Source organism: Streptomyces sp. NPDC004629, from assembly GCF_042873595.1.
In the GTDB taxonomy this organism is placed as follows: domain Bacteria; phylum Actinomycetota; class Actinomycetes; order Streptomycetales; family Streptomycetaceae; genus Streptomyces.
The window spans coordinates 76,614-100,231 of the sequence record NZ_JBIALO010000014.1; the positions used below are offsets into that span (position 1 = coordinate 76,614).

General features: G+C 71.0%; 22 protein-coding genes and 1 tRNA gene. 13 read left to right on the forward strand and 10 right to left on the reverse strand.

The genetic code is table 11. The features are described 5' to 3' along the window. Positions 1–3: 3 nt before the first annotated feature. Positions 4–801, reverse strand: a complete 798-nt coding sequence (locus tag ACFYTE_RS22400) for an AraC family transcriptional regulator (protein WP_388713052.1) — start codon at positions 799–801, stop codon at positions 4–6. Positions 802–850: 49 nt separating this feature from the next. On the opposite strand from ACFYTE_RS22400, the gene ACFYTE_RS22405 reads away from it, so the two are divergent. Then, a complete protein-coding gene (locus ACFYTE_RS22405; protein ID WP_351734794.1) occupies positions 851–1,285 on the forward strand; it encodes a DUF2000 domain-containing protein in 435 nt (144 codons plus the stop codon). 77 nt (positions 1,286–1,362) lie between these two features. Here ACFYTE_RS22405 and ACFYTE_RS22410 read toward each other — a convergent pair whose 3' ends face one another. After that, a complete protein-coding gene (locus ACFYTE_RS22410; RefSeq protein WP_388713055.1) occupies positions 1,363–2,631 on the reverse strand; it encodes an MDR family MFS transporter in 1,269 nt (422 codons plus the stop codon). A 151-nt stretch (positions 2,632–2,782) separates the two neighbouring features. On the opposite strand from ACFYTE_RS22410, the gene ACFYTE_RS22415 reads away from it, so the two are divergent. After that, entirely contained in the window at positions 2,783–3,544 is a 762-nt protein-coding gene (locus tag ACFYTE_RS22415; RefSeq protein WP_388713058.1) for a phosphoglyceromutase, read from the forward strand. Between the two features lie 158 nt (positions 3,545–3,702). On the opposite strand, the gene ACFYTE_RS22420 is transcribed toward ACFYTE_RS22415, so the two are convergent. After that, positions 3,703–5,130 (reverse strand): DUF1254 domain-containing protein, encoded by a 1,428-nt coding sequence (locus ACFYTE_RS22420; protein WP_388713060.1) that lies wholly within the window; start codon positions 5,128–5,130, stop codon positions 3,703–3,705. 194 nt (positions 5,131–5,324) lie between these two features. Here ACFYTE_RS22420 and ACFYTE_RS22425 point away from each other — a divergent pair, with 194 nt between their 5' ends. Then, on the forward strand, positions 5,325–6,413 hold the full coding sequence (locus ACFYTE_RS22425; RefSeq protein WP_388713063.1) for a hypothetical protein: 1,089 nt from the start codon (positions 5,325–5,327) through the stop codon (positions 6,411–6,413). Between the two features lie 82 nt (positions 6,414–6,495). Here the strand turns inward: ACFYTE_RS22425 and ACFYTE_RS22430 are convergent, their stop codons facing one another. Together ACFYTE_RS22430 and phoU are read right to left on the reverse strand one after the other, a co-directional pair. Next, positions 6,496–6,651: a hypothetical protein gene (locus ACFYTE_RS22430; protein WP_388713066.1), complete on the reverse strand. Its 156-nt coding sequence runs from the start codon at positions 6,649–6,651 to the stop codon at positions 6,496–6,498. A 403-nt stretch (positions 6,652–7,054) separates the two neighbouring features. Beyond that, entirely contained in the window at positions 7,055–7,744 is a 690-nt protein-coding gene (gene phoU, locus ACFYTE_RS22435) for a phosphate signaling complex protein PhoU (RefSeq protein WP_388713069.1), read from the reverse strand. 227 nt (positions 7,745–7,971) lie between these two features. On the opposite strand from phoU, the gene ACFYTE_RS22440 reads away from it, so the two are divergent. Continuing rightward, complete coding sequence (locus ACFYTE_RS22440) at positions 7,972–9,231, forward strand: sensor histidine kinase (RefSeq protein ID WP_388713072.1); 1,260 nt, start codon at positions 7,972–7,974, stop codon at positions 9,229–9,231. Further along, on the forward strand, positions 9,228–9,908 hold the full coding sequence (locus tag ACFYTE_RS22445) for a response regulator transcription factor (protein ID WP_076087010.1): 681 nt from the start codon (positions 9,228–9,230) through the stop codon (positions 9,906–9,908). The genes ACFYTE_RS22440 and ACFYTE_RS22445 overlap by 4 nt, the downstream gene beginning before the upstream one ends. A gap of 118 nt (positions 9,909–10,026) precedes the next feature. On the opposite strand, the gene ACFYTE_RS22450 is transcribed toward ACFYTE_RS22445, so the two are convergent. Then, positions 10,027–10,698, reverse strand: a complete 672-nt coding sequence (locus ACFYTE_RS22450) for a DUF461 domain-containing protein (RefSeq protein WP_388713076.1) — start codon at positions 10,696–10,698, stop codon at positions 10,027–10,029. Positions 10,699–11,301: 603 nt separating this feature from the next. Here ACFYTE_RS22450 and ACFYTE_RS22455 point away from each other — a divergent pair. The 7 genes from ACFYTE_RS22455 (at position 11,302) to ACFYTE_RS22485 (ending at position 18,288) form a co-directional block, all read left to right on the forward strand. Next, positions 11,302–11,784, forward strand: coding sequence for a CarD family transcriptional regulator (locus tag ACFYTE_RS22455; RefSeq protein ID WP_003953493.1), 483 nt, complete (start codon positions 11,302–11,304; stop codon positions 11,782–11,784). A 304-nt stretch (positions 11,785–12,088) separates the two neighbouring features. Then, a complete protein-coding gene (ispD, locus tag ACFYTE_RS22460; RefSeq protein WP_388713078.1) occupies positions 12,089–12,865 on the forward strand; it encodes a 2-C-methyl-D-erythritol 4-phosphate cytidylyltransferase in 777 nt (258 codons plus the stop codon). Continuing rightward, positions 12,855–13,397 (forward strand): 2-C-methyl-D-erythritol 2,4-cyclodiphosphate synthase, encoded by a 543-nt coding sequence (gene ispF, locus ACFYTE_RS22465; RefSeq protein ID WP_388713081.1) that lies wholly within the window; start codon positions 12,855–12,857, stop codon positions 13,395–13,397. The genes ispD and ispF overlap by 11 nt, the downstream gene beginning before the upstream one ends. A 61-nt stretch (positions 13,398–13,458) precedes the next feature. Beyond that, the gene (locus tag ACFYTE_RS22470; RefSeq protein ID WP_388713084.1) at positions 13,459–13,863 is read left to right on the forward strand and encodes a PPOX class F420-dependent oxidoreductase; all 405 of its coding nucleotides are present in this window, start codon (positions 13,459–13,461) and stop codon (positions 13,861–13,863) included. A 133-nt stretch (positions 13,864–13,996) separates the two neighbouring features. Further along, positions 13,997–15,397 (forward strand): cysteine--tRNA ligase, encoded by a 1,401-nt coding sequence (gene cysS, locus ACFYTE_RS22475; protein ID WP_388713087.1) that lies wholly within the window; start codon positions 13,997–13,999, stop codon positions 15,395–15,397. 98 nt (positions 15,398–15,495) lie between these two features. Beyond that, entirely contained in the window at positions 15,496–16,437 is a 942-nt protein-coding gene (rlmB, locus tag ACFYTE_RS22480) for a 23S rRNA (guanosine(2251)-2'-O)-methyltransferase RlmB (protein WP_388713090.1), read from the forward strand. Positions 16,438–16,554: 117 nt separating this feature from the next. Then, positions 16,555–18,288, forward strand: a complete 1,734-nt coding sequence (locus tag ACFYTE_RS22485) for a DoxX family membrane protein (RefSeq protein WP_388713092.1) — start codon at positions 16,555–16,557, stop codon at positions 18,286–18,288. Between the two features lie 396 nt (positions 18,289–18,684). Here ACFYTE_RS22485 and ACFYTE_RS22490 read toward each other — a convergent pair whose 3' ends face one another. The 3 genes from ACFYTE_RS22490 to ACFYTE_RS22500 form a co-directional block, all read right to left on the reverse strand. Continuing rightward, a complete protein-coding gene (locus ACFYTE_RS22490) occupies positions 18,685–19,416 on the reverse strand; it encodes an NDP-sugar synthase (protein ID WP_388713095.1) in 732 nt (243 codons plus the stop codon). Between the two features lie 105 nt (positions 19,417–19,521). Continuing rightward, positions 19,522–19,980: a hypothetical protein gene (locus tag ACFYTE_RS22495; RefSeq protein WP_388713098.1), complete on the reverse strand. Its 459-nt coding sequence runs from the start codon at positions 19,978–19,980 to the stop codon at positions 19,522–19,524. Between the two features lie 233 nt (positions 19,981–20,213). Continuing rightward, positions 20,214–21,350 (reverse strand): ABC transporter ATP-binding protein, encoded by a 1,137-nt coding sequence (locus ACFYTE_RS22500; protein WP_388713101.1) that lies wholly within the window; start codon positions 21,348–21,350, stop codon positions 20,214–20,216. Between the two features lie 206 nt (positions 21,351–21,556). Between ACFYTE_RS22500 and ACFYTE_RS22505 the strand changes: the two genes are divergently transcribed. Next, positions 21,557–21,630 (forward strand) — tRNA-Thr (locus ACFYTE_RS22505). Positions 21,631–22,204: 574 nt separating this feature from the next. On the opposite strand, the gene ACFYTE_RS22510 is transcribed toward ACFYTE_RS22505, so the two are convergent. Then, a complete protein-coding gene (locus ACFYTE_RS22510; protein WP_388713104.1) occupies positions 22,205–23,473 on the reverse strand; it encodes a cytochrome P450 in 1,269 nt (422 codons plus the stop codon). Positions 23,474–23,618 lie beyond the last annotated feature (145 nt).

Sequence of the window (23,618 nt, forward strand, 5' to 3'; positions counted from 1 at the left end):
CGCTCAGCGCGCGCTGAGCCGGTAGCGCCCCGGGGTGACGCCCACCAGCCGCTTGAAGTGCCGGGTCAGATGGGCCTGGTCGTAGAAGCCGGTCACCGAGGCCACCTCGCCCGCCGCCCGCCCGTCGAGCAGCAGCCGACGGGCGCGCTCGACCCGGCGTGACATCAGGTACTGGTGCGGCGCGATCCCGTAGGCGGAGCTGAACGCCCGCACCAGATGCGCCGGATGGGCGTACAGCAGCCGCGCCGCCTCCTCAAGACCGATGCCGTGCGCGATCCGCTCGTCGAGCAACTCCCGCAGGGAACGGGCCAGCGCGGGATCCCGCCGGACCGGCGCCGCCCCGACCCGGGGCCGCAGATGGGCCCGCAGCCGCTCCTCGACGAGCGTCAGCCGGCTCTCCGCCTCCAGTTCGTCGCCCGGCCGCGCGAGCGCGCCGTGCACCTGTCCGACGCGCCGCCGCAGCAGCGGATCACGCAGGTCGGGGCCGTCGACCGCGGGGCCGATCAGATCGTCGCCGAGCCGCGAGGCGTCAAGGTAGAGGACGCGCTTGCGGAAGCCGTGCGGGGTGGCGGGGGAGCCGTTGTGCGGGACGTGCGGCGGCAGCAGCGAGACCGTGTCGTGCGGGGTGCCGTGCTCGTGCCGGTCCAGGTCGTAGCGGACGGCGCCGTCGTCGACGATCAGCAGTGTCCACGCCTGGTGGACGTGCATCGGATATGCGTACTCGGTGAAACGCGCATGGAAGACCTCCACGACACCCGGGACCCGCGGGCGCCAGGCGGAGACTTCCGGACGCACGGCCATGCAAAGAACGTACAAGACGGCATCCCGGGCCGCCGGGCAGGCTCACTGCATGAGCACGCAGAGCCCGGAACCCGTCCGTTTCGACACCAAGATCGCCGTACTGCTCCGCGCCGACCTGGAGCCCTGGCAGCGCCTGAACGTCACCGCGTTCCTGGTCAGCGGCCTCGGCGCGCAGGCGCCCGAGGTGATCGGGGAGCCCTACGAGGACGCGGACGGCGTGCCCTACCTGCCCATGTTCCGCCAGCCGGTCCTGGTCTTCGAGGGCACCAAGGAGACGCTGACCACCGCCCACGGCCGGGCCCTGACCCGCGCGCTGCCCCGGGCCCTGTTCACCTCGGACCTCTTCACCACGGGCAACGACCGGGACAACCGGGCGGCCGTCCGGGCGGTGCCCACGGCGGAACTGGACCTCGTGGGACTCGCGGTGTACGGGCCGCGCAACGCGGTCGACAAGGTGCTGAAGGGGGCACGGATGCACCCGTGACGCGCGACGGCCCCGGTGTGCAGATCCCGCGCGGACCTCGGGTTCGCTCGTGACGCGCGACGGCCCCGGTGTGCGGATCAGGCCGCCCGGACCTCGGGTTCGCTGCCGTTGGGCGCGGGGGAGGGCGGCGCGGTCCGTTCGGCGGGCAGCCGCCGCATCAGCAGCCCGTACCCGAGGGCCGCGGCCGTACCGACGAGGGCGCACATCCCCCACAGCCACTCCGCGCCGAAGCGGTCGATGACCAGGCCGGACATCAGGGGCGCGACCAGCGCCGCGACGGACCAGGACAGGGTGTACATGCCCTGGTAGCGACCGCGTCCGTGCACCGGCGACAGACGCACCACCAGACCCGTCTGGGTGGGCGCGTTCACGATCTCGGCCAGCGTCCACACGCATACGGTGAGCGCGTACACACCGACCGACCCGGCGAACGCGGTGAGCCCGAAGCCGTACCCGGCGATCAGCGAGGAGATCACGAGCAGCCGCCGCGGGTCCCGGTGCTCGATGAAGCGGGTCACGGGGATCTGCAGGGCGACGATCAGCACACCGTTGACGGCGATCGCCATGCCGTAGTCGGCGGGCGAGAACCCGGCCGAGCCCATCGCCACCGGCAGTCCGACCGCGCCCTGCTGGAAGACCACCGCGACCAGGAAGGACAGCCCGACGACGGCCATGAACCGCCCGTCGCGCAGCACGGTCCGCAGACTCACCTCGTCCTTGGGGCCCTGGCCGCCCTGCTCGCCGACCCGGACCGGCCGCGACTCGGGCAGCTTGACGAACACGACGACCGCGCAGACGGCCGTCATCGCCGCCTCGATCAGGAAGCCGGCCAGATAACTGACCTCGGCGATGAAGCCCGCGCCCATGGAGGAGACGGCGAAGCCCAGGTTGATGGCCCAGTAGTTCAGGGAGAACGCCCGGACCCGGTCCTCGGGCCGGACGATGTCCGCCATCATCGCCTGCACGGCGGGCCGCGAGGCGTTGGAGGCCATGCCGACGAGGAACGCGACGGCGGCGATGGCGACGGGGTCGCGCATGAACCCGAGCAGCGCCACCGAGGCGGCGGTGGCCGACTGCGCGATGAGCAGCGTCGGCCGCCGCCCCAGCCGGTCGGCCATCACGCCGCCGCCGAGCGAGGAGACCACCCCGCCCAGCCCGTGCAGCGAGGCGACGAGACCCGCGTACGACGCGCTGTACCCCTCGTTCACGGTCAGGTAGAGCGCCATGTATGTGGCGACGAAGCCGCCGAGCCGGTTGACGAGAGTGCTGGTCCACAGCCACCAGAACTCGCGGGGCAGCCCGGACACGGTCTGCCGGGCGGCGCGTCTGAGTGCGGCGACGGACATGGACGGACCCCCCGGATGTAAGCGGCTCAAGCGTTGGGCACAACTTACGAGAGCGTCTTCGGCGAGGGCCACTCGATTAACAGATGCCGTCAACCGTCCGGCTTCCGGGCGCTTTCCCGGGGGGCCGAATGCGTGGATTACGCTCTGAGGCATGGCCGACGCACCGTACAAGCTGATCCTGCTCCGCCACGGCGAGAGCGAGTGGAACGCGAAGAACCTGTTCACCGGCTGGGTGGACGTCAACCTCAACGAGAAGGGCGAGAAGGAGGCGACCCGCGGCGGTGAGCTGCTCAAGGACGCCGGCCTGCTGCCCGACGTGGTCCACACGTCCCTCCAGAAGCGCGCGATCCGCACCGCGCAGCTTGCGCTGGAGGCCGCCGACCGCCACTGGATCCCGGTCCACCGCTCCTGGCGCCTGAACGAGCGCCACTACGGTGCGCTCCAGGGCAAGGACAAGGCGCAGACGCTCGCCGAGTTCGGCGAGGAGCAGTTCATGCTGTGGCGCCGCTCGTACGACACCCCGCCGCCCCCGCTGGCGGACGGCGCGGAGTTCTCCCAGGCGGACGACGCGCGCTACGCGTCCATCCCGCCGGAGCTGCGCCCGAAGACGGAGTGCCTGAAGGACGTCGTCGTCCGCATGCTCCCCTACTGGTACGACGGCATCGTGCCGGACCTGCTCGCGGGCCGCACGGTCCTGGTCGCCGCCCACGGCAACAGCCTGCGCGCCCTGGTCAAGCACCTGGACGGCATCTCGGACGACGACATCGCGGGCCTGAACATCCCCACGGGCATCCCCCTGGCCTACGACCTCGACCAGAACTTCAAGCCCCTCACCCCCGGCGGCACCTACCTCGACCCGGCCGCAGCGGCAGCAGCCATCGAGGCCGTCAAAAACCAGGGCAAGAAGAAGTAAGCGTCCACCTTTTGAGCCCCCGGCCTGTGAGTTCTTTGCGGGGTGGGGGCTTTTTGGTGGGGGCTGTTGTGCTCAAGGGAAGCGGCTGTCAGAGGAGCATGATGATGGCGAGGAGGAGGATGCCTCCGGAGGCCATGGCATGGATCCGGGATCATGGTTCAGCCGGTGCGTTGCACCGGCGGTGGGGCCCAGGCTCCGGTGATGGCGGGCTCCTCGGGCCAGTAGAGGCGCAGGAAGAGGTTGAAGCTGCCTTCGGGCGCTGGGAGCCAGTTGCTTTCGCGGTCGGGTCCGGGGGTGTCGTGCTGGATGTGGATGTCCAGGGAACCGTCGGAGTTGGTGCGCATACCGCTGCGGTCGCCGATCGCGTAACGGTCCAGGGGGTTGTCGACGAACAACTGGCGATCGTTCATCATCGTCAGGGACCAGAATCCCCGGACAGGCGGAGTCCGGCCCGCATCGAAGTGCAGGACGTAGCGGTTGGCGCCGTCGAGGGGCTTTCCGCTCGCGTCGGTGGTGGCGTGCGGATAGAGCGCGTCGACGTCAAGGTTGGCGCCATAGCCGACCCAGGTGACGATGGCCCGCTTGGCATAGTCAGTTCCGTAGTCGCCGAGGCCCCGATGAATGGTCCATCCGTTGACCTGATTTCCGGGGGACTCGGCCTGGGCCATGAGATCGTGCAACGTCTTGGGGCCGCGGGCGGCTGCGGCGTTCAGGGCGGCCAGCACTTCCTCCGGCGGGCTGTCGAGAGCCGCCCCGGGCGAGATGCCGAGCCGGGTCAGGCGGTCGAGGAACGCGGCGTCGGCGGGGGAAGGCGGATTGTCGACCATGAGCTGGTTCAGGAGCGCGAAATACTCCCGGCCGCTGAGATGGTCGACCTGGTCGACGGGCGCGGTGGTGGTATCGACTTGGGCCGCGACAGGGACGTCACTCGGCGGAGAGTAGTCGTCGGGATTCCCGGTCCACTGCGACAGAGGAATGAGCCGGGTGCGGTCCTGAAGGCGGTGAACGGCGGGGTAGTCCGATGGGCCGCCGGTGGCATACCGGGCGATGATCCAGTTCACGGCCGTGGGCGATTGCAGCAGCGTCACGCCATCCGGGGCCTGTCCGGACCAGGAAGGCCCGGCCAGGAGGAACGGGCCGGCCGTCGAGCCGTGCTGACGTTTGCCGGGGACAGCGAAGACATCGGACCAGGCGCTGAGGATCGGCACCATCCAGAACCGGTCCCCGAAGTCGGGCAGGCTGAGCACCAGCGGCTCTTCGGAGAGGTCCAGCCATGCGCTGGAGTAAAGGGTGTCGGCATTCGGGGAGACGACCTCGGTGAAGGAAGCATCCGGGGTACGGCGCATGTAGCAGAATTGGTTGACCGGAGCCTTGCGCCGATCATCGTCACGGGTCGCGACTGCTGTCATGACGTCCCTGGACACGGCCGCCGTCATCAGCGGGTACCCATACAGCCACGCCTCCGTGGCCAACTGCTCCAGCTGTTCATCCGCCATCGGCTTCTCCTGGGCACTTGAGCGAATGCTCTCCCGATCCACACTATGAAGCCCGGTCATGACCCGCACCCCAGCACTGGCGACCACCATGTATGACCTTCAATGACCGCCGTCACTCTGGATGGGGTCGCGATAGGGAAGCCGGGCATCCACCGGGCAAGCCGGCGGCGGATGTTGGCGGTGGGGCGGTGGAACGGGGAGTTGGGTGGGGCTGTGTGATGATGCGGGGCGATGGGTGGTCCTGGGGAGGGACCGGGAGATGAGCAGGGGGCGGGGAACGCTTCGTGGGTAAGGGTGAAGGGTCCATATCGGACGAGGAGTGGGAGCGCTTCCTGCGGGAAGCCGAGGCCGGGGCGCCGGGCGCGCCGGAGGAGCCGTCGGCGCGGGCCCGCATGGTGGCGCGACGGCTGCGGGAGGAGACCGGCCCGCCGGAGCCGTGGCGCGGTCACCGACCGGCCCGGCGGCGAGGGGGCAAGGGCTGGTACGTGGTCGGCCTGTTGGCCGCGGCCGGTCTGCTGGCCGCGGCGCTGGCTCCGGGCCGGCTGACCGGCTGGTTCGGGGGTGGCGGCGGCGAGGGCGCGCCGCTCGCCGTGGAGTCGGCGCGTCCGGACCAGCCGCCGCCGACTGAAGCGGCCCAACTGCCCACTCTGGAACGGCCGTTCAAGGGGTCGCCCGCTGCACGGTGGGGGGACGGGACGGCCGGGATCGGGCTGCCCGAGGCTCGGGCGACCGGCTGGATGACCAAGAAGCAGGTCGCGCAGGCACTCGACAGGACCCGGGACTTCCTTGTCGCGTCCAGCCTGAGTCCCGCCGTGCTGCGCGGGGAGCGGCCGGACAGGGCGATCGCCTTGATCAATCCGCATCAGCAGGACGTGCAGGACTACTTGGCGACCGCGTTCCGCGCGCCCAGTCGCGAGAACGATCCCCTGCTGCTGTTCAGCCGGTTCGATGCGGCGCAGGTCCGGCTCGTCGGGGACGTGGTCAAGACACGGGGGCGGATCACGTACCGGGAGGGTGAGCGCGGCGCGGTCGAGGTGTCCACCGACGTCACGTACGTCTATCCGGTCGCACCCGCGGCGGCGGAAGGCGACGAGGTCACGCGGACCGTTGTGCGCCGCGAGGTCGTGATGAGCTGGGACGACCCGGCGAAGGTGGTCATCGAGCCGGGGACGTTCTCCCTCGTCTCCTACAAGGTGGACACCGCCAACGGCGGCTGCGACACCTTCACCGGCTATCTCACCCCCCGGTTCGACACGGACCGCGCGGGTACGGGAGACGGTCCCGAGGTGGACCCGTACGACCGGAGCACGTCGATGGACGCGCGCATGCGGGAGGCCGGCGACGCCGGGTGCGGGACCGCCTCGCGGCTGTGAGCGACCGGCCTACCCGGCCGGCGTGCGCCGAAGGGCCCGGGTGAGGTAAGTCACCCGGGCCCTTCTGAAGCGACGGTTGTCGTCAGCCGCACTGGCAGGGGTTGCCCGACTGGCACCCACAGCCGCAGCCCGAGCCGCAGCCGCACGCGCCGATGAGCGGGAGGTTCCTGATCTCGGCGGGCTGTTCGGTCTCGCGCTCCCGCGTGGGGTCGGGCATGGTGCTGGGGGATTCGGTCATGGGTCCCTCCTGGAGGCCTAGAGGCTGGCGCCTGGTGCCTTTTGCCCATTCCATGCCCGTTCCCTCGGGCGCATCAACGGCGCACGGAGGCGCCCGTACATCGGAAGCGCACACATCCGAGCCCCGCAAGCCCACCACCCGAGCCGGGACCGTCCCCGCACGAGCCGGGACCGTCCCCGAAGGAGCCAGGAGCATCCCCGTACGAGCCGGGGAGCCCCGAAGGAGTCAGGGCCGTCCCCGTACGAGCCGGGGCCCGCCCCCGAACGAGCCAGGAGTGTCCCCGAAGGAGCCGGGACCGTCCGCGCCCGCGCCAGGGAGCCTGCGAGCGCGCCAGGACCGACCCCGGCCCGGTCGTCCGATGCCGGCTCCCGGGCCGCCTGTCCCCGGCCCGACCCCCGGAGGGCTACGCTCCCTCGACCCCCGTCACCGGCTGGATGTCCGGCTGCAGTTCGTCCGCGTGCTCGCCCGTCACCAGGTACACCACGCGCTTGGCGACGGCGACCGCGTGGTCGGCGTACCGCTCGTAGTAGCGGCCGAGCAGGGTGACGTCCACGGCGGTCTCGATGCCGTGCTTCCAGCGGTCGTCCATCAGGTGCTGGAACAGGGCGCGGTGCAGGAGGTCCATCTCGTCGTCGTCCTGCTCCAGCTGGAGCGCCAGATCGACGTCCTTGGTGATGATGACCTCGGCGGCCTTCGCCATCAGCCGCTGCGCGAGCTGGCCCATCTCCAGGATGGTGGCGTGCAGGTCGTGCGGGACCGCGCGCGCCGGGAAGCGCAGCCGGGCCAGCTTCGCCACGTGCTGCGCCAGGTCGCCGGACCGCTCCAGGTCGGCCGACATGCGCAGGGACGTGACGACGATACGCAGGTCGGTGGCCACCGGCTGCTGCCGGGCCAGCAGGGCTATCGCCCGTGCCTCAAGGTCGTGCTGGAGTTCGTCGACCTTCTGGTCGGCCTCGATCACGTTCTCGGCCAGCTTGAGGTCGGAGTCGAGGATCGCCGTCGTGGCGCGCCCGATGGCCGATCCGACCAGCCGGGCCATCTCCACCAGTCCGTCGCCGATCGAGTCCAGTTCCTCGTGGTACGCGTCCCGCATCAGGGTTCCCTCTCGTACGTGTGTCCTTCGGTGGGTTTCCGGGGCCGGGGCCCGTGGTGAAACCAGGCGGTGTGAACCCCACGCTCCCACGGTCCGGCTCGTACGCGTCCGTTTGTGCCACCACAAATGAACCAATACTGGCTCCAAGGTGAACTCTGGGCGACGAGTGTTCGAGGTCGCACTCCGACGGCTGTGGGCATGTCGTACCCCATGCCTAACCTGGATGCATGGACGTGAACGCGGCGGTCGCCGCAGCAGCAGCGATCGCCGGGGTGCTCACCGGCGTCATCGCCATGCTGGCGTTCCGCTGGAGCGAGCGGGAGCAGAAGCGCCCGACACGGACCTCCCTGCACACGGACCCGGTGCTTCCGCCCGGTGTGGACACCGTGCTGTCCGTGCTCCGCTCCTCCGCCGTCGTGCTCGACGAGGCCGACGGCGTCGTCAAGGCCAGCTCGGCCGCGTACGCCCTCGGGCTGGTGCGCGGCGGCAAGCTGGCCGTGGAGCCCATGCTCCAGATGACGCGGGACACCCGGCGTGACGGGGAGATAAGGCAGGTCGAGCTGGATCTTCCCCGGCGCGGGACCGGCCGGGGCGAGGCACTGGCGGTGTCCGCGCGGGTGGCGCCGCTCGGCTCCAGACTGGTGCTGCTCCTGGTCGAGGACCTCACCGAGGCCCGCCGCATCGAGGCGGTACGCCGCGACTTCGTCGCGAACGTCAGCCATGAGCTGAAGACCCCGGTCGGCGCGCTGTCCCTGCTGTCGGAGGCCGTCATGGACGCCTCCGACGACCCGGAGGCCGTGCAGCGCTTCGCCGGCCGCATGCAGATCGAGGCGACCCGCCTGACCAACCTGGTCCAGGAGCTGATCGACCTGTCCCGGGTGCAGAACGACGACCCCCTGGAGGACGCCGAACCCGTCCGGGTCGACGAACTGGTCGCCGAGGCCATCGACCGCTGCCGCCACCAGGCCGGCACCAAGCAGATCACCATGGCCGCGGGCGGCACCGCCGACCTGCATGTCTGGGGGAACCGCGGGCAGCTCGCCGCCGCCCTCGGCAACCTCGTCGAGAACGCCGTCAACTACTCACCGGCGCGCACCCGCGTCGGCATCGCCGCCCGCCGGATCAGCGGGTCGGGCGGCGACCTGATCGAACTCGCGGTGACCGACCAGGGCATCGGCATCTCGGACAAGGACAAGGAGCGCATCTTCGAGCGCTTCTACCGCGTCGACCCGGCCCGCTCCCGGGCCACCGGTGGCACCGGTCTGGGTCTCGCGATCGTCAAGCACGTGGTCGCCTCGCACGGCGGGGAGGTCACGGTGTGGAGCGCCGAGAACCAGGGCTCCACGTTCACCCTGCGGCTGCCGGAGGCGGGTGCGGCCCGCGACCGCGCTCAGCAGCACCCCGACCTCGACGAAGAGGACGGGCAGTCCCCAACCCCAGATCCGACCGCGTACGAAACGCTTTCCGCCCCGGAGGTCCTTCCGTGACCCGAGTGCTCGTCGTCGAGGACGAGGAGTCCTTCTCCGACGCCCTGTCGTACATGCTCCGCAAGGAGGGCTTCGAGGTCGCCGTGGCGGCCACCGGGCCCGACGGACTCGACGAGTTCGAGCGCAACGGCGCCGACCTCGTCCTCCTCGACCTGATGCTGCCGGGCCTGCCCGGCACGGAGGTCTGCCGCCAGCTGCGCGGCCGCTCCAACGTCCCGGTGATCATGGTCACCGCCAAGGACAGCGAGATCGACAAGGTCGTCGGCCTGGAAATAGGAGCCGACGACTACGTCACCAAGCCGTTCTCCTCGCGTGAGCTGGTGGCCCGTATCCGGGCCGTGCTGCGCCGCCGCGGCGAGCCGGAGGAGGTCGCTCCGGCGGCCCTGGAGGCCGGCCCGGTCCGGATGGACGTCGACCGGCACGTGGTCACCGTCTCCGGCTCCAAGGTCGACCTGCCGCTCAAGGAGTTCGACCTGCTGGAGATGCTGCTGCGCAACGCCGGGCGCGTGCTGACCCGGATGCAGCTCATCGACCGCGTCTGGGGCGCCGACTACGTCGGCGACACCAAGACCCTGGACGTCCATGTCAAGCGCCTGCGCGCCAAGATCGAGCCCGACCCGGGCGCCCCGCGCTACCTGGTGACGGTCCGCGGTCTCGGCTACAAGTTTGAGCCGTAGACCTCAGCGCGCACACGTAGATCTCAGCGCACACGGTGAAGGGCGGCGCCCCGAAAGGCGCCGCCCTTTGCCGTACGGCGATGTCGTCACGGGTCGGCCCGGCGGCCGGGCCGGCCGCTCAGTGACCGGCCGGCGTGGCCGAGGCGGAGGCCGGGTCGCTCGCGGTGGCCTCGCCCGCCGTGGCCGACGGGTCCGCGGCGGTGCCGCTGTGCGACGGCTTGGCGCTGTTGCTCGCGGCGGCGCCCGGGGCCGCCGGGGCCGAGGTGGTGGCCGACGGGATCTCGCTCGGGCCCCAGGAGCTGAAGTAGCTCTCGGCGGGCACCACGAAGGCGCGCAGGCTCACATCACCGGCCTTGTTGAAGGTGAAGGTGATCTTCTGGGCGTTGCCGTCCTGGATCGCCTCGCGGCTGCTGGGCAGCACGGCGGAGGCGTTGTTCTTGCCGCCGAGGATCAGCGAGCCGCCCGGCGGGATGGTCAGCGACTGGCCCTTGGCGGGGGAGAGCTGGGCGGACTTGTTGGTGCCGGCGACGACGATCGACTGGAGGGTCTCGTCGGTGCTGCCGTCGTTGAAGATGGTCGCGGCGATCACCGCGGGGCCCGTGGACTGCAGCTCGGGCTGGGTCACGACGACCGCGTTCTGCACCTTGAGATCGCCGACCTTCGTGGCCGCGTTGTCCGGCTTGATCTCCAGGGTCTGGGAGTTGTTTCCGGCGCCGCACGCGGCGAGCGAGGCGATCGAGAACACGATGGCGGATGCGGCGAGGGCGCCGCGTCGAAGGCTGCTGCTCACGGCGGCGGCAACTCCTTGAACGCAGGGGCGGCTCCCTGATAAAGCCGCCCTAAGTATCTGTCGGCGCGCTCAGGTTACCGAGCCGTTCCCGCGCGCCCGCACCCGACCCTCCCCAAGCGCCCCGCATCCCTCCCGCAGGGGGTACGCCCACGCCGCACAAGTGACTCCCGAGTCACTTTGACTCCGTTTGGCTCCACGCTCGTCCGGCATTCACATAACAGGCGGCGCAAAATTTACGTGAAGGAATGCAGGGATGCTTCGGATATTGATCACGTACCGCTCGGCCGGACGGCTGTGATCAATTCCGGATTCGTCTCGTGCCCGGCTCAAGCCGCCGAACGGAGTAGCGGAAGTCGCACGCCTGGAACCGGACAAATGGGGACGTTCGTCCAGTCGGAGGTGCCTCCAGAGGTGTGCAACGCACGCGTTTCTCCCTGGCCGAAGAGGCGCTCCGACCTGCGAATACCTGCTTCCGGTGCCCCCGCGAAGCACGTTCCTGTCGCAGTTGTCAAGCCCCGAGATATGCCCTGACCTGCGAAAACGCCATTCAGAAGACGCCGTATCCGTGTTACCCTGGATAGCCACGGAAGGGGTACCTGTCACATGACGTTCAAGGTTGGCGACACCGTGGTCTATCCCCATCACGGGGCCGCGCTGATCGAGGCCATCGAAACTCGTCAGATCAAAGGCGTGGACAAGACCTACTTGGTGCTGAAGGTCGCCCAGGGTGACCTGACGGTGCGTGTGCCAGCGGACAATGCGGAGTTCGTCGGCGTGCGTGATGTGGTCGGTCAGGACGGGCTGGACCGGGTCTTCGAGGTGCTGCGCGCGCCGTACGCCGAGGAGCCCACGAACTGGTCGCGTCGATACAAGGCAAATCTGGAGAAGCTCGCCTCCGGCGATGTCATCAAGGTCGCGGAAGTCGTGCGTGACCTGTGGCGTCGCGAGCGCGAGCGCGGACTCTCCGCCGGTGAGAAGCGCATGCTCGCCAAGGCTCGTCAGATCCTGGTGAGCGAGTTGGCCCTCGCGGAGAACACCAACGAGGACAAGGCCGAGGCCCTGCTCGACGAGGTGCTCGCGTCCTGACACGAGGCAGGCTACGCCCGCTCTGCTCAGCACAGTGAAATGCCGCGGTGCCCGATGACGATCTTCTGTCGCCGGGCGCTGCGGCATGTCCGTCCCCACAGGCATCCGATATCCCGGATGTGCGTGGTGTCGTACGCCTCGGGGAAAAACCCCCGTGCACCGTGGGGAACCCCCGGATACTCGATGTGCCGGGCCCGGGCAGCAGGCTCGACCGGGGTCACGGAAGGGTCCGGTCAAGGCGTCGCGCCCGGCACTCTCCAGGCCATACCCACGTAGGCCGAGCACACAAACCTGACAGGAACCGATGTCTGACGTTTCGCGCCCTTCCCCCGCGCCGTCCCTCGTCGCCGCCGTGATTCCGGCCGCCGGCCGGGGCGTACGCCTCGGTCCGGGCGCTCCCAAGGCGCTCCGCACGCTGGGCGGCACCCCCATGCTCATCCACGCGACGCGCGCGCTCGCCGCGTCCCGTGCCGTCTCCCTCGTGGTCGTCGTGGCCCCGCCGGAAGGCGCCGCCGAGGTCAAGTCGCTGCTCGACGCGCACGCGCTGCCTGGGGGCACCGCCGGCGGTAGCTGGGGGAGCACGGACTTCCTGGTCGTGCCCGGCGGCGAGTCGCGCCGGGAGTCCGTGCGGCTCGGCCTCGACGCGCTGCCGCCGGAGTACGGCATCGTCCTCGTGCACGACGCGGCCCGCCCGCTGGTGCCGGTGGACACGGTGGACGGGGTGATCGAGGCGGTCCGGGACGGGGCGCACGCCGTCGTGCCCGCGCTGCCCCTCGCCGACACCGTCAAGGAGGTCGAGCCCGCCGCGCGGCCGGGCGCGCCCGAGCCGGTGGTGGCCACGCCCCCGCGGGCCAGGCTGCGCGCGGTGCAGACACCGCAGGGCTTCGACCGGCAGACGCTGGTGCGGGCCCACGAGTCGGTCACCGACGACGTGACCGACGACGCCGGCATGGTCGAGCGGCTCGGCGAGCAGGTCGTGGCCGTGCCGGGCCACGAGGAGGCGTTCAAGGTCACCCGCCCGCTGGACCTGGTCCTCGCCGAGGCGGTCCTCGCCCGCAGGAGGCTCAACGATGGCTTCTGACGCTTCCGGTACCTCGGGCGTCTTTGACGCTTCCGGCGCTGTCGAGCGGGGGCCGCTGCTGCCCCAGGTCGGCATCGGCACCGACATCCACGCCTTCGAGGAGGGCCGCGAACTGTGGTGCGCCGGCCTGAAGTGGGAGGGCGAGGGCCCCGGCCTCGCGGGCCACTCCGACGCGGACGTCGTCGCCCATGCCGCGTGCAACGCGCTGTTCTCCGCCGCCGGCCTCGGTGACCTGGGGCAGCACTTCGGCACCGGGCGCCCCGAGTGGTCCGGCGCGTCCGGCATCACGTTGCTCACGGAGGCGGCCCGCATCGTCCGCGCCGCCGGCTTTCGCATCGGCAACGTCGCGGTGCAGGTCGTCGGGGCCCGCCCGAAGATCGGCAAGCGTCGCGACGAGGCCCAGAAGATCCTCTCGGCGGCGGCCGGTGCCCCGGTCTCGGTCTCCGGCGCCACCACCGACGGCCTGGGCTTCCCGGGCCGGGACGAGGGACTGATGGCGATCGCCACGGCGCTCGTCGTGCGGGTGGATTGAGGGCGTGCGAGGGTACCCGCAGCATCACCGCATCGTCACCGCAGACCAGGAGGTACCCCGCATGTCCGCCGCCCTGTCCGACCGGCTCAAGGCCCTGCTCGACACCCCCGTCTTCATCGTGTTCGGCACGATCCAGCCCGACGGCAGCCCGCAGCTGTCCCCTGTGTGGGTGAAGCGGGACGGCGACCAGATCCTGATCTCCACGACGGCCGACCGCCGTAAGAAGCTCAACCTCGACCGCGACCCCCGGGTGAGCGTCGTCGTGCAGGACCCCGACTCGCCCTACGAGTACGCCGAGATCCGCGGCGTCGCCGAACTGACCACCGAGGGCGGCCAGGAACTCATCGACGAACTCAGCCTGAAGTACACGGGCAAGAAGTACGCCGAGTTCAACCCCGCGTCGGCCCAGGACGCCGAGCGGGTGGTGGTGCGGATCACCCCGCGCAGGGTCGCCGGCTCCGTGTGACCCGCGCGCGATCCGCCGCCGATCGCACCGGGCCCCGCGCGCGATCCGCGCGGTGGCGCACGCGATGTCACGAATGCGCGGCCCTTGGGCGCAAGGTCGCGAGGCACTGCCCCGCGCCCACTACCCTGGAGTGGTGACCATTCGCCTGTACGACACCAGCGCCCGGCAGATCCGTGACTTCACCCCGCTCAAGCCGGGTTGTGTCTCGATCTACCTGTGTGGCGCCACCGTGCAGGCGGCACCGCACATCGGGCACATCAGGTCGGGCCTCAACTTCGACATCATGCGCCGCTGGTTCGAGTACCGCGGCTATGCCGTGACCTTCATCAGGAACGTCACGGACATCGACGACAAGATCATCGCCAAGGCCCGGGAACAGGGCCGGCCGTGGTGGTCGATCGGGTACGAGAACGAGCGCGCGTTCAACGACGGCTATCAGGCGCTGGGCTGCCTGCCGCCGACGTACGAGCCGCGCGCCACCGGCCATGTGCCAGAGATGGTCGAGATGATGCAGGGGCTCGTCGAGCGCGGGCACGCCTACGCGGCGGACGGCAATGTCTACTTCGACGTGCGGTCCTTCCCGCAGTACCTGGAGCTGTCCCGGCAGGAGCTGGACAACCTCCAGCAGCCCGCCGGCGCGGGCGAGACCGGCAAACGGGACCCGCGTGACTTCGCCATGTGGAAGGCCGCCAAGCCCGGCGAGCCGACCTGGCCCACGCCGTGGGGGCCCGGACGCCCGGGCTGGCACCTGGAGTGCTCCGCCATGGCGCACAAGTACCTGGGCGCCGCGTTCGACATCCACGGCGGCGGTCTCGACCTGATCTTCCCGCACCACGAGAACGAGATCGCCCAGGCCAAGGCGTACGGCGACGACTTCGCCCAGTACTGGGTGCACAACGCCTGGGTGACCATGGCCGGCGACAAGATGTCCAAGTCGCTGGGCAATTCGGTTCTCGTCTCCGAGATGGTCAAGCAGTGGCGGCCGATCGTGCTGCGCTACTACCTCGGCTCCCCGCACTACCGCTCGATGATCGAGTACAGCGAGGAGTCGCTGCGCGAGGCCGAATCGGCGTTCGCGCGGATCGAGGGCTTCGTGCAGCGCGTGATGGAGAAGGCCGGGGGAGTCGTCGAGCCCGCGGCCGAGGTCCCGCCCGCCTTCGCCGAGGCGATGGACGACGACCTGGGCGTCCCGCAGGCCCTCGCGGTCGTGCACACCACCGTCCGGCAGGGCAACTCCGCCCTCGCCGCCGACGACAAGGAGGCCGCCGTGGCCCGGCTCGCCGAGGTGCGGGCCATGCTCGGCGTCCTCGGCCTGGACCCGCTGGACGCGCACTGGGCCGGCGAGGCCGACCGCGGCGAGGACCTGCACGGCGTGGTGGACAGCCTGGTACGGCTCGTCCTGGACCAGCGCGAGTCCGCCCGCGCCCGCAAGGACTGGGCCACCGCGGACGCCATCCGCGACCAGCTCAACCAGACCGGCCTCGTCATCGAGGACAGCCCGCAGGGTCCCCGCTGGAGCCTCGGCCCGCGCTGAGCCCGCCGGGAACCCGGTGATCGACGGTGCCGCCCGGCCGTCCGGGCGGCACACCGCACAGACGTATGTACGACGCTTCAACAGACAGGTAGTGGGTCATGGCCGCGAACAACCGCCGCATGTCCGGCAAGAAGGGCGCGCAGGTCGGCAGCGGCGGCAAGCGGCGCCGGGGCCTGGAGGGCAAGGGACCGACCCCGCCCGCCGAGATGCGCAAGGGGCACGCCAAGCAGCGCGCCGCCGCGGCGCGCACCCGCCGCACGCAGGGCCGTCCGCCGCAGCGCCGGGGCGCCGGAAGGTCGTCGTCCGAACTGGTCGTCGGCCGCAACCCGGTCGTCGAGGCGCTGCGCGAGGGCGTGCCCGCCTCCACCCTGTACGTGCAGCAGTTCATCGACAGCGACGAGCGGGTCCGTGAGGCCCTGCAACTCGCCGCCGAGCGCGGCGGCATCAACCTCATGGAGGCGCCGCGCCCCGAACTGGACCGGATGACGAACGGCCTCAACCACCAGGGGCTGGTGCTGCAGGTCCCGCCGTACGAGTACGCCCATCCGGAGGACCTGGTCGACGCCGCCCACGACGCGGGCGAGGACCCGCTGATCGTGACCCTCGACGGGGTGACCGACCCGCGCAACCTCGGTGCCGTCGTCCGCTCCGTCTCCGCCTTCGGCGGGCACGGTGTCGTCGTCCCCGAGCGCCGCGCGGCCGGCATGACCGCCGGCGCCTGGAAGACGTCCGCCGGTGCGGCCGCCCGTACACCCGTCGCCCGCGCCACCAATCTGACCCGTGCCCTGGAGGCGTACAAGAAGGCCGGGCTGGTCGTCGTCGGCCTCGCCGCCGACGGGGAGGCCGAACTCGGCGCCCTGGACGCCCTGGACGGCCCGGTCGTGATCGTCGTCGGCAGCGAGGGCAAGGGCCTGTCCCGACTGGTCGGCGAGACCTGCGACTTCCGGGTCCGCATCCCCATGCCGGGCGGCGCCGAGTCGCTGAACGCGGGCGTGGCGGCCGGCATCGTGCTGTACGAGACGGCTCGCCGACGGGCCTGAACGCGCATGCGTCAGTCCACCCGTACGGATTAATTCCGGCGTCCAGGACATGCTTGACGCGGTCCGGACAGATCCGCCGGGTCCAGGCAGTGTCCTAACTCCGCATCACTCGGTTAGATGAGTGTGGACACCAGAACACCCCGCACACCCACGGGGGACCGCTCGTCGGGATTCGACGACGCTCCCGCGCTGAGCATGGTGAAGGTGCCGAGCGATCCGGCGCAGGTCATCGTCAACCACGCGAGCTTCCGCGTGCAGCTGGGCGCCTCGACATGGCGTAGCCAATACCCGCGCATCGGCGGGCAGTCGCGCGCCGCCCAGGACACCGCGCGCGTCCCCGTCGGCGGCGCCGCGGGTGGCGTGGGCCCGGCCGTGGCGCGGCGCCGACCGGTCATCTGGAGCGGCCGCTCGGCCCCCGACGACAGTGGCGCCCACCGGCTGCTCCAGGCGGTGCGGGGCGGCAGCGTCCGCCACGCCGACGAGCCGTCCCTCGACATCGCGGGCACCCAGGTCATCCCGCGGATCGGCACCGACTACGGCACGTACGGCGGCTATGGCGGCTACGGCGGCTACGACGACCTCGACCGGACCGTCGAGACGCCCGTGGTCGGCCACCAGCGCACGCCCGGCTCCGGCGAGACCAGACTGCTGCCGCACATGCGGACCGTCGGCAGCGCGTACGACGAACCCGGCTACGCCGACGAGCAGTTCGAGGACTTCGACGAACCGGCCGGGACGGACGAGGCGCCCTCGGGCAAGCGGCACGGCGACGACCCGGCCCGGCACGCGTACTACCCCGGCCGCCGGATGAACCTCGGCGTCGTCCTGCTCCCGCTGCGCATCTTCCTCGGCTTCATCTCCGTCTACGCCGGCATGGGCAAGCTCTGCGACCCCGTCTACTTCGACGGCGGCAAGCGCGGCTCGATGGTGAAGTGGCTCAACACCCTGCACCCCTGGGACGTCGCCGAGCCGCTGCGCCAGTTCGCCCTGCAGCACCCCGTCGGCTCCGGGCTGGTCATCGCCTTCCTCCAGGTCGTCGTGGGCGTCCTCACGATCCTGGGCTGCTGGCAGCGGGTCGCCGCGGTGGTCGGCGTCGGGCTCTCGGCCGCGCTGATCGTCACCGTCAGCTGGAAGACCGTCCCCGCCTACGACGCGCCCGACATCATCTACCTCGCCGCCTGGTCCCCGCTGATCATCGCCGGCGCGCCCGTCTACTCCGTCGACGGGCGGCTCGCCGGCCGGGCCTGGCGCACCCTCGGGCCGCGCTCCGACATCTGGGAGCTGCGCCGCTATGTGCTGCGCCGGGGCGCCCTCGTCACCGCCGTCACCGTGGGCCTCACCCTGCTCATCGGTTCTCTCCTCGGCGGTGCCGTGCGTGACTCCAGCCGGGTGGTGGTGCCCCGACCCGGCGAGGCCCCGCGCAACAACGTGCCCGGCTCGCCGCTCCCCGACGAGTCCGGCAGCGGGCACTCGACCAGTCCGTCGGCCTCCAACGCGCCGAGCGGGGGTGCCACGGCCGGCGCCGACCCGTCCGGGTCCGGTGCGGCGACCACCCCGGGCGCGGCCCACTCGTCCGGTACCGCCACCGGCGGCTCACCGAGCCAGACCCAGGGTGCCGTGGGTCAGGCCCCGCCGCGGCGGACCTCGCCGGCCGGGCAGGCCCCGAGCACCAGCGCGGGCCCCAGCTCCGGCGGCACGCAGACCGGCGGCTCGGGCGGTTCCGGCGGCGCCGGCGGCTCGGACGGTTCGCCCGGCGGCACGGGCGGCTCGGGCGGTACGGGCGGCTCGGACGGCGGCGGCTCCTCCACCTCGGGCCAGTCGGGCCGTCTGGTCGGCGGCCTCCTCGGCTGACCCCCGCCCCGGCAGGCCCACACAAGGGGTCCGGCACCATCCATGGCGCCGGACCCCTTCGCCATACCTGAACGCCCATCCACACAGCCCTGCCGAAGCCGCCCACGGCAGGGGGCTGTGGCTGTGTGCTGGGGTGAGCGTCCGCGGTAGGGGGCTGTGGCTGTGTGCTGGGGTGAGCCCGTGGAGGGGGGAGCCGTGGGACGGGGGGCCGACCGCGCCGTAGGGGCCTCGTACCCCTGGGACTCCCGGGCGGGGCCTCCCGTGCTGTGGGGGCCTCGTGTCCCGAGGGCTCCCGGTGGGGGCATTCCGTGCTGGAGGGGCCGTCCGCCGGGGCGCACCGGGGCGTGACGGGTCTCGTGGCCCTGGGGCTTTGGGGTGGGGCGGGGGCGGTGGGGCTCAGTGGCCCAGGGTTGTCAGTTCCTTGGCCGCTTCCGTGAGGTCCTTCGCGGTGTCGATGGCGCGCCAGTAGGCGCCGTGGGGGATCGGGAAGCCGGCCAGGCGGCGTTCGCGGGCCAGGCGCGGGAACGTGGTGCGCTCGTGGTCGCCCCGCTCGGGCAGCATCGTGGCGAACTCCGACGAGAACACATACACACCCGCGTTGATCTCGAAGGTCGACGGGGGCGCCTCGATGAAGTCCGTGATGTGGCCGAAGCCGTCCGTCTTGACGGCGCCCCACGGGATGCGCGGCCGGGCCAGGGCGAGGGTCGCGACGGCGTCGCGCTCGGCGTGGAAGTCCGCCATCTCACGCAGCGAGAAACGGGTCCAGATGTCACCGTTGGTGGCGTACCAGGGCCGGTCGGGGTGGGGGAGACGGGCCGCCGCGTACTTCAGCCCGCCGCCGCGGCCGAGCGGCTCGCTCTCCACGACGGTGCTGACGCGGACCGGCAGGTCGGCCGTGTCCAGCCACTTCTGCAGCACCTCGGCGAGGTGCCCGCAGGAGACCACCACGTCCGTGACGCCCTCCTCGGCGAGCCAGGAAAGCTGGTGGCCGATGATCGGGGTGCCCGTGCCGGGGATCTCGACCATCGGCTTGGGCCGGTCGTCGGTGTAGGGGCGCAACCGGGAGCCCTGGCCGCCGGCCAGGACGACGGCTTGGGTGGGGCGCGACGCGGCGTTCGGATCGGTCATGTCCGAACTGTACGTGGCGCCCCACCCGTGGGGGTCGGTCGCGATCGGCTCCTCGGGCAGCCGTTACCCACTTCTCGACGGCCGCTTGCCCAGGCGGTGGTGCGGCTAGCCGTGCGCGGTCAGCACCCCGGAGGCGAAGGAGGTGTCGCAGACGGGGCGGGCGTACGACTGCGCGCGTGAGGCGCCGTACATGCGCACGGCCGCCTGGCCGAGGGCGCGGGCGATGGACGTGCAGTGCCTGGCCAGCGACGGGCGGCCGTTGACGGCCTGCTGGAGGTGGGTGAGGACCGCGCCCGGGTTCTTCTCCTGCAGTTCGGCCATCAGCTGGTCGCGCAGTACGTCCTGCGGCGCGCGCTGCACGGTCCGGACGGAGCTGCTCACCGAGGAGACGTCGGAGGCGGTGAGCACCGAGTTCGAGGGGTTCCCCGACCAGTTGACTCGGGTGACCGCGAGGGTCCCGGAGAGCACCAGGACGACGGGCAGGACGAGGGCGAGGGTGCGGCCGATCCGGCGGGCGGGGCCCCGGCGACCGCGCCGCGTCTGTTGGGTGGTGGAGTGCTTCACGCGTGTGAGAGTAGCGCCCGGTGATGATTTGGCGACATTTGGTCACCGGTTCGAGGGACAGAGAAGTGCCCTTTCCCATGTGAGGAGTTGACGCACACTGCTCGAAATGCACTCCTTTGCCGGGGAATTTGTCGACAACGGAAAGGGCCCCGCAGCAGCCTGCGGGGCCCTGATTCGTCAACCTGAGTGAATTACCCGGGATTCTTCCGCTCCGAGGGGAGGCCGTGCGGAGGTCAGTCGGAGAGCCGCTCGCCCGTGGAGGTCGAGAACACGTGGGCCTCGCCCGGCCGCGGCACGACGTGCACCTTCGTGCCCTTCTCGGGGACGGAGCGGCTGTTGACGCGGACGACCAGGTCCTTCTGCGTGCCGCCGACCTCGACGGAGCCGTAGACGTAGCCGTCGGCGCCGGTCTCCTCGACGACGTTCACCGAGACCGCAAGGCCCGCCGGGGCGTCCTCGCTGTCCTTGGACAGGGACGCGCTGGCGCCGCCGTTGTGCTCGACCACGTCGAAGTGCTCGGGGCGCACGCCGACCGTGACCGTCTTGTCACCCTTGTCGGTGGCGGCCTTCAGCGCCTCGCGGTTGACCGGGACGACGCTGTTGCCGAACTTCACGCCGCCGTCGGTGATCGGCACCTCGATCAGGTTCATGGCCGGGGAGCCGATGAAGCCGGCGACGAACAGGTTGGCCGGGCGGTCGTACATGCTGCGCGGCGAGTCGACCTGCTGGAGCAGACCGTCCTTGAGGACCGCCACGCGGTCGCCCATCGTCATGGCCTCGACCTGGTCGTGGGTGACGTAGACGGTGGTGATGCCGAGGCGGCGCTGGAGCGACGCGATCTGCGTACGGGTGGAGACGCGGAGCTTGGCGTCCAGGTTGGACAGCGGCTCGTCCATGAGGAAGACCTGCGGCTCGCGGACGATGGCGCGGCCCATGGCGACACGCTGACGCTGACCGCCGGAGAGCGCCTTCGGCTTGCGGTCCAGGTACTCGGTGAGGTCGAGGATCTTCGCGGCCTCTTCGACCTTCTGCCGGATCTCCGCCTTGTTGACGCCGGCGATCTTGAGCGCGAAGCCCATGTTGTCGGCGACCGTCATGTGGGGGTAGAGCGCGTAGTTCTGGAACACCATGGCGATGTCCCGGTCCTTCGGCGGCAGGTGGGTGACGTCGCGCTCGCCGATGCGGATGGCGCCGCCGTTGACGTCCTCCAGACCGGCGAGCATCCGCAGGGAGGTGGACTTGCCGCAGCCGGACGGGCCGACCAGGACGAGGAACTCGCCGTCCTCGATCGCGATGTCGAGCGAGTCGACGGCGGGCTTCTCGGAACCCGGGTAGATCCGGGTCGCCTTGTCGAACGTAACAGTGGCCATGGTGAGCAGGCCCCCTTCTACCGGCAGGAACGTGCCGGACGATCCGAGTAGGAAGGTGGATGGTGTAGTCCACGCGAGTGGACTGGGTCAGGACGGTACCTGGCGTTTCCCTGATCTGTCAGTACCTGGGGGACTGTGAACTTCGCGGAAATTTTCGACAAGGCGCCCCGGGGACCTGGGTACACTGCACGAGCGCGCATCCGCACGCCTCCTTAGCTCAGCTGGTCAGAGCGCCGCTCTTGTAAAGCGAAGGTCGTCGGTTCGAATCCGACAGGGGGCTCAGGGAAGCCCACTCTGACCTGGGGTTTTTCCCGGCTGAGAGGCTTTGTGCGGCCTCGGACTCCTCGTCCGGGGCCGTTCGCGCGCCGGTCCGCCGCGGTCCCGGCTGCCTGCTCCGTCGGCCGTGCGGGAGCCTCCGGCGGACGAGCCCGTCGAAGAAGTCGTCCTGCGTGCCGGCGACAGGCTGTGCCTGCCCCGGGGCCGGCGGCATGCGGTGGAGGCCGCCGGGGGCGGCTCCCTGCCCTGACGGGCGGGCTCCGGACAACGACCGGCGCGGATCTGCCGGGCCGGCTCTCGGACCGGCCGCGGACCTCGGAAACCGTACGTGCGCACCGGCCGTCCTCGCTCCCTCCGCCGCGGGAACCGGCCGCCTGCCCCGAACTCCTCCGCAAGGAGGTCACGGCGCCCACGGCGTCCACGGGGCCCTCCAACGAAAGCGGGACCGGGGGCTTCCCCACCGTGCGGGACGGCGTCGAACCGGGCCGTCCCATGCCGTCACCGCCGTTCCTGCATGCCGCGCGACGACCTGCGTGTCCGGCTCGGCGCCGCCCGGATCCGGCCGGCCGGCGATGCGTTCAGCCGGCGATCCGCTCCGGATCGAGCACCACAGGCAGCTCGGCGAGTCCGCGGAACGCCGGGAAGGGCACGGTCAGCCAGCGCACCTCGTGCGGGGGCACAGCCAGCGTGATCTCGGGGTACCGGCGGAACAGCGTGGTGAGCGCGATGTGCATCTCCAGGCGGGCCAGCGGCGCTCCGATGCAGTAGTGGGGGCCGTGGCCGAACGCCAGATGGGGCTGACCTCCGGTACGCGTGACGTCGAGCCGGTCGGGCTCGGCGTACACCTGCGGGTCGCGGTTCGTGGCGGTGATGGCGATCTGGACGAGCGCCCCCTTGGGGATCACCACACCGCGCATCGGGATGTCTTCGGTGGCGTGGCGGAAGGTGGAGCTTTCCACCGACCCCTCGTACCGCAGCAGTTCCTCCACAGCCTGCTTCAGGGCCTCGGGGTTCGCGAGGGCCTCGCGGCGCTGGTCCGGCTTCGAGAGCAGGTGGTACACGGCGTTGCCGATGAGGTACGCGGTGGTCTTGTGGCCCGCGAAGAACAGCACCCACGCCGTCGAGACCAGCTCATGGTCCGTCAGGGCGCCGTCCTGGTCCTGGGCCGCGATGAGCGCGCTCATCAGGTCGTCGCCGGGCGTGCTGCGCTTGCGCGCCACGAGGTCGACCAGGAGGTCGCGCAGCTTCCCCTCGGCCTCCTCCAATGCCTTCTTCGCCTCCGGGCCGAATCCGGTCTTCGCCACGGTCACCGCCCACTGGTGGGCGCGCTCGCGCTCGTCCTCCGGCACGCCGAGGAGTTCGCAGATGACCTGGAGCGGCAGCGGGAACGCGAAGTTCGGGAGCAGGTCGACGGACGCGTCGGTCGGGCAGCGCTCCAGCAGTTCTTCGGTGACCTGCTGGATACGCGGGCGCAGCGACTCCACCCGGCGCGGTGTGAAGGCGCCCTGCACGATCCGCCGTAGCCGGGTGTGCTTGGGCGGGTCGGAGAACAGCATGTTGTCGTCGAGCGCGATGGAGGAGTCGCCGAAGATGCGTTGGTACGCATCGAGGGCGCCGTACATGTCCTTGCTCAGCCGCGGGTCGGCCAGCGCGGCGCGCGCGTCGTCGTAACGGGTGATCAGGTAGGTCTCCACGCCGTGCGGTGGCTTCAGCGGGCACACCGGGGCGCTCTCCCTCAACTCCGCATACACGGGGTGCGGGTTGGCGCGGAAGTCGGGTGTGCATCGGGAGGCGGCGGCCACGGGGTCCGCGGATCCGGGTTCGGTGTGCATGGGTGTGTGCGTCATGGCCTCGACGGTTCCCGGCGGGCCGCCGCCAGCAAACGTCCTTAGCCCGTCCGGAGCGGCGCTCGGACGTGGGGTCGCGATCGGAGCAACAGAAGGTGCGGGGCCCGTGGAGCGGGCGAAAAGTTGATGCCGATTGGAAACGCCC

Bases quoted from the DNA above. Each gene is read 5' to 3' on its own strand.
- rlmB (WP_388713090.1), top strand. From the start codon at position 15,496: ATGGCCGCGAACAACCGCCGCATGTCCGGCAAGAAGGGCGCGCAGGTC.
- ACFYTE_RS22420 (WP_388713060.1), bottom strand. From the start codon at position 5,130: ATGGTGGTCGCCAGTGCTGGGGTGCGGGTCATGACCGGGCTTCATAGT.
- ACFYTE_RS22470 (WP_388713084.1), top strand. From the start codon at position 13,459: ATGTCCGCCGCCCTGTCCGACCGGCTCAAGGCCCTGCTCGACACCCCC.
- ACFYTE_RS22490 (WP_388713095.1), bottom strand. From the start codon at position 19,416: ATGACCGATCCGAACGCCGCGTCGCGCCCCACCCAAGCCGTCGTCCTG.
- ACFYTE_RS22510 (WP_388713104.1), bottom strand. From the start codon at position 23,473: ATGACGCACACACCCATGCACACCGAACCCGGATCCGCGGACCCCGTG.
- ACFYTE_RS22430 (WP_388713066.1), bottom strand. From the start codon at position 6,651: ATGACCGAATCCCCCAGCACCATGCCCGACCCCACGCGGGAGCGCGAG.
- ACFYTE_RS22410 (WP_388713055.1), bottom strand. From the start codon at position 2,631: ATGTCCGTCGCCGCACTCAGACGCGCCGCCCGGCAGACCGTGTCCGGG.
- ACFYTE_RS22455 (WP_003953493.1), top strand. From the start codon at position 11,302: ATGACGTTCAAGGTTGGCGACACCGTGGTCTATCCCCATCACGGGGCC.
- phoU (WP_388713069.1), bottom strand. From the start codon at position 7,744: ATGCGGGACGCGTACCACGAGGAACTGGACTCGATCGGCGACGGACTG.
- ACFYTE_RS22405 (WP_351734794.1), top strand. From the start codon at position 851: ATGAGCACGCAGAGCCCGGAACCCGTCCGTTTCGACACCAAGATCGCC.
- ACFYTE_RS22485 (WP_388713092.1), top strand. From the start codon at position 16,555: ATGAGTGTGGACACCAGAACACCCCGCACACCCACGGGGGACCGCTCG.
- ACFYTE_RS22500 (WP_388713101.1), bottom strand. From the start codon at position 21,350: ATGGCCACTGTTACGTTCGACAAGGCGACCCGGATCTACCCGGGTTCC.
- ispF (WP_388713081.1), top strand. From the start codon at position 12,855: ATGGCTTCTGACGCTTCCGGTACCTCGGGCGTCTTTGACGCTTCCGGC.
- ACFYTE_RS22415 (WP_388713058.1), top strand. From the start codon at position 2,783: ATGGCCGACGCACCGTACAAGCTGATCCTGCTCCGCCACGGCGAGAGC.
- ACFYTE_RS22440 (WP_388713072.1), top strand. From the start codon at position 7,972: ATGGACGTGAACGCGGCGGTCGCCGCAGCAGCAGCGATCGCCGGGGTG.
- ispD (WP_388713078.1), top strand. From the start codon at position 12,089: ATGTCTGACGTTTCGCGCCCTTCCCCCGCGCCGTCCCTCGTCGCCGCC.
- ACFYTE_RS22400 (WP_388713052.1), bottom strand. From the start codon at position 801: ATGGCCGTGCGTCCGGAAGTCTCCGCCTGGCGCCCGCGGGTCCCGGGT.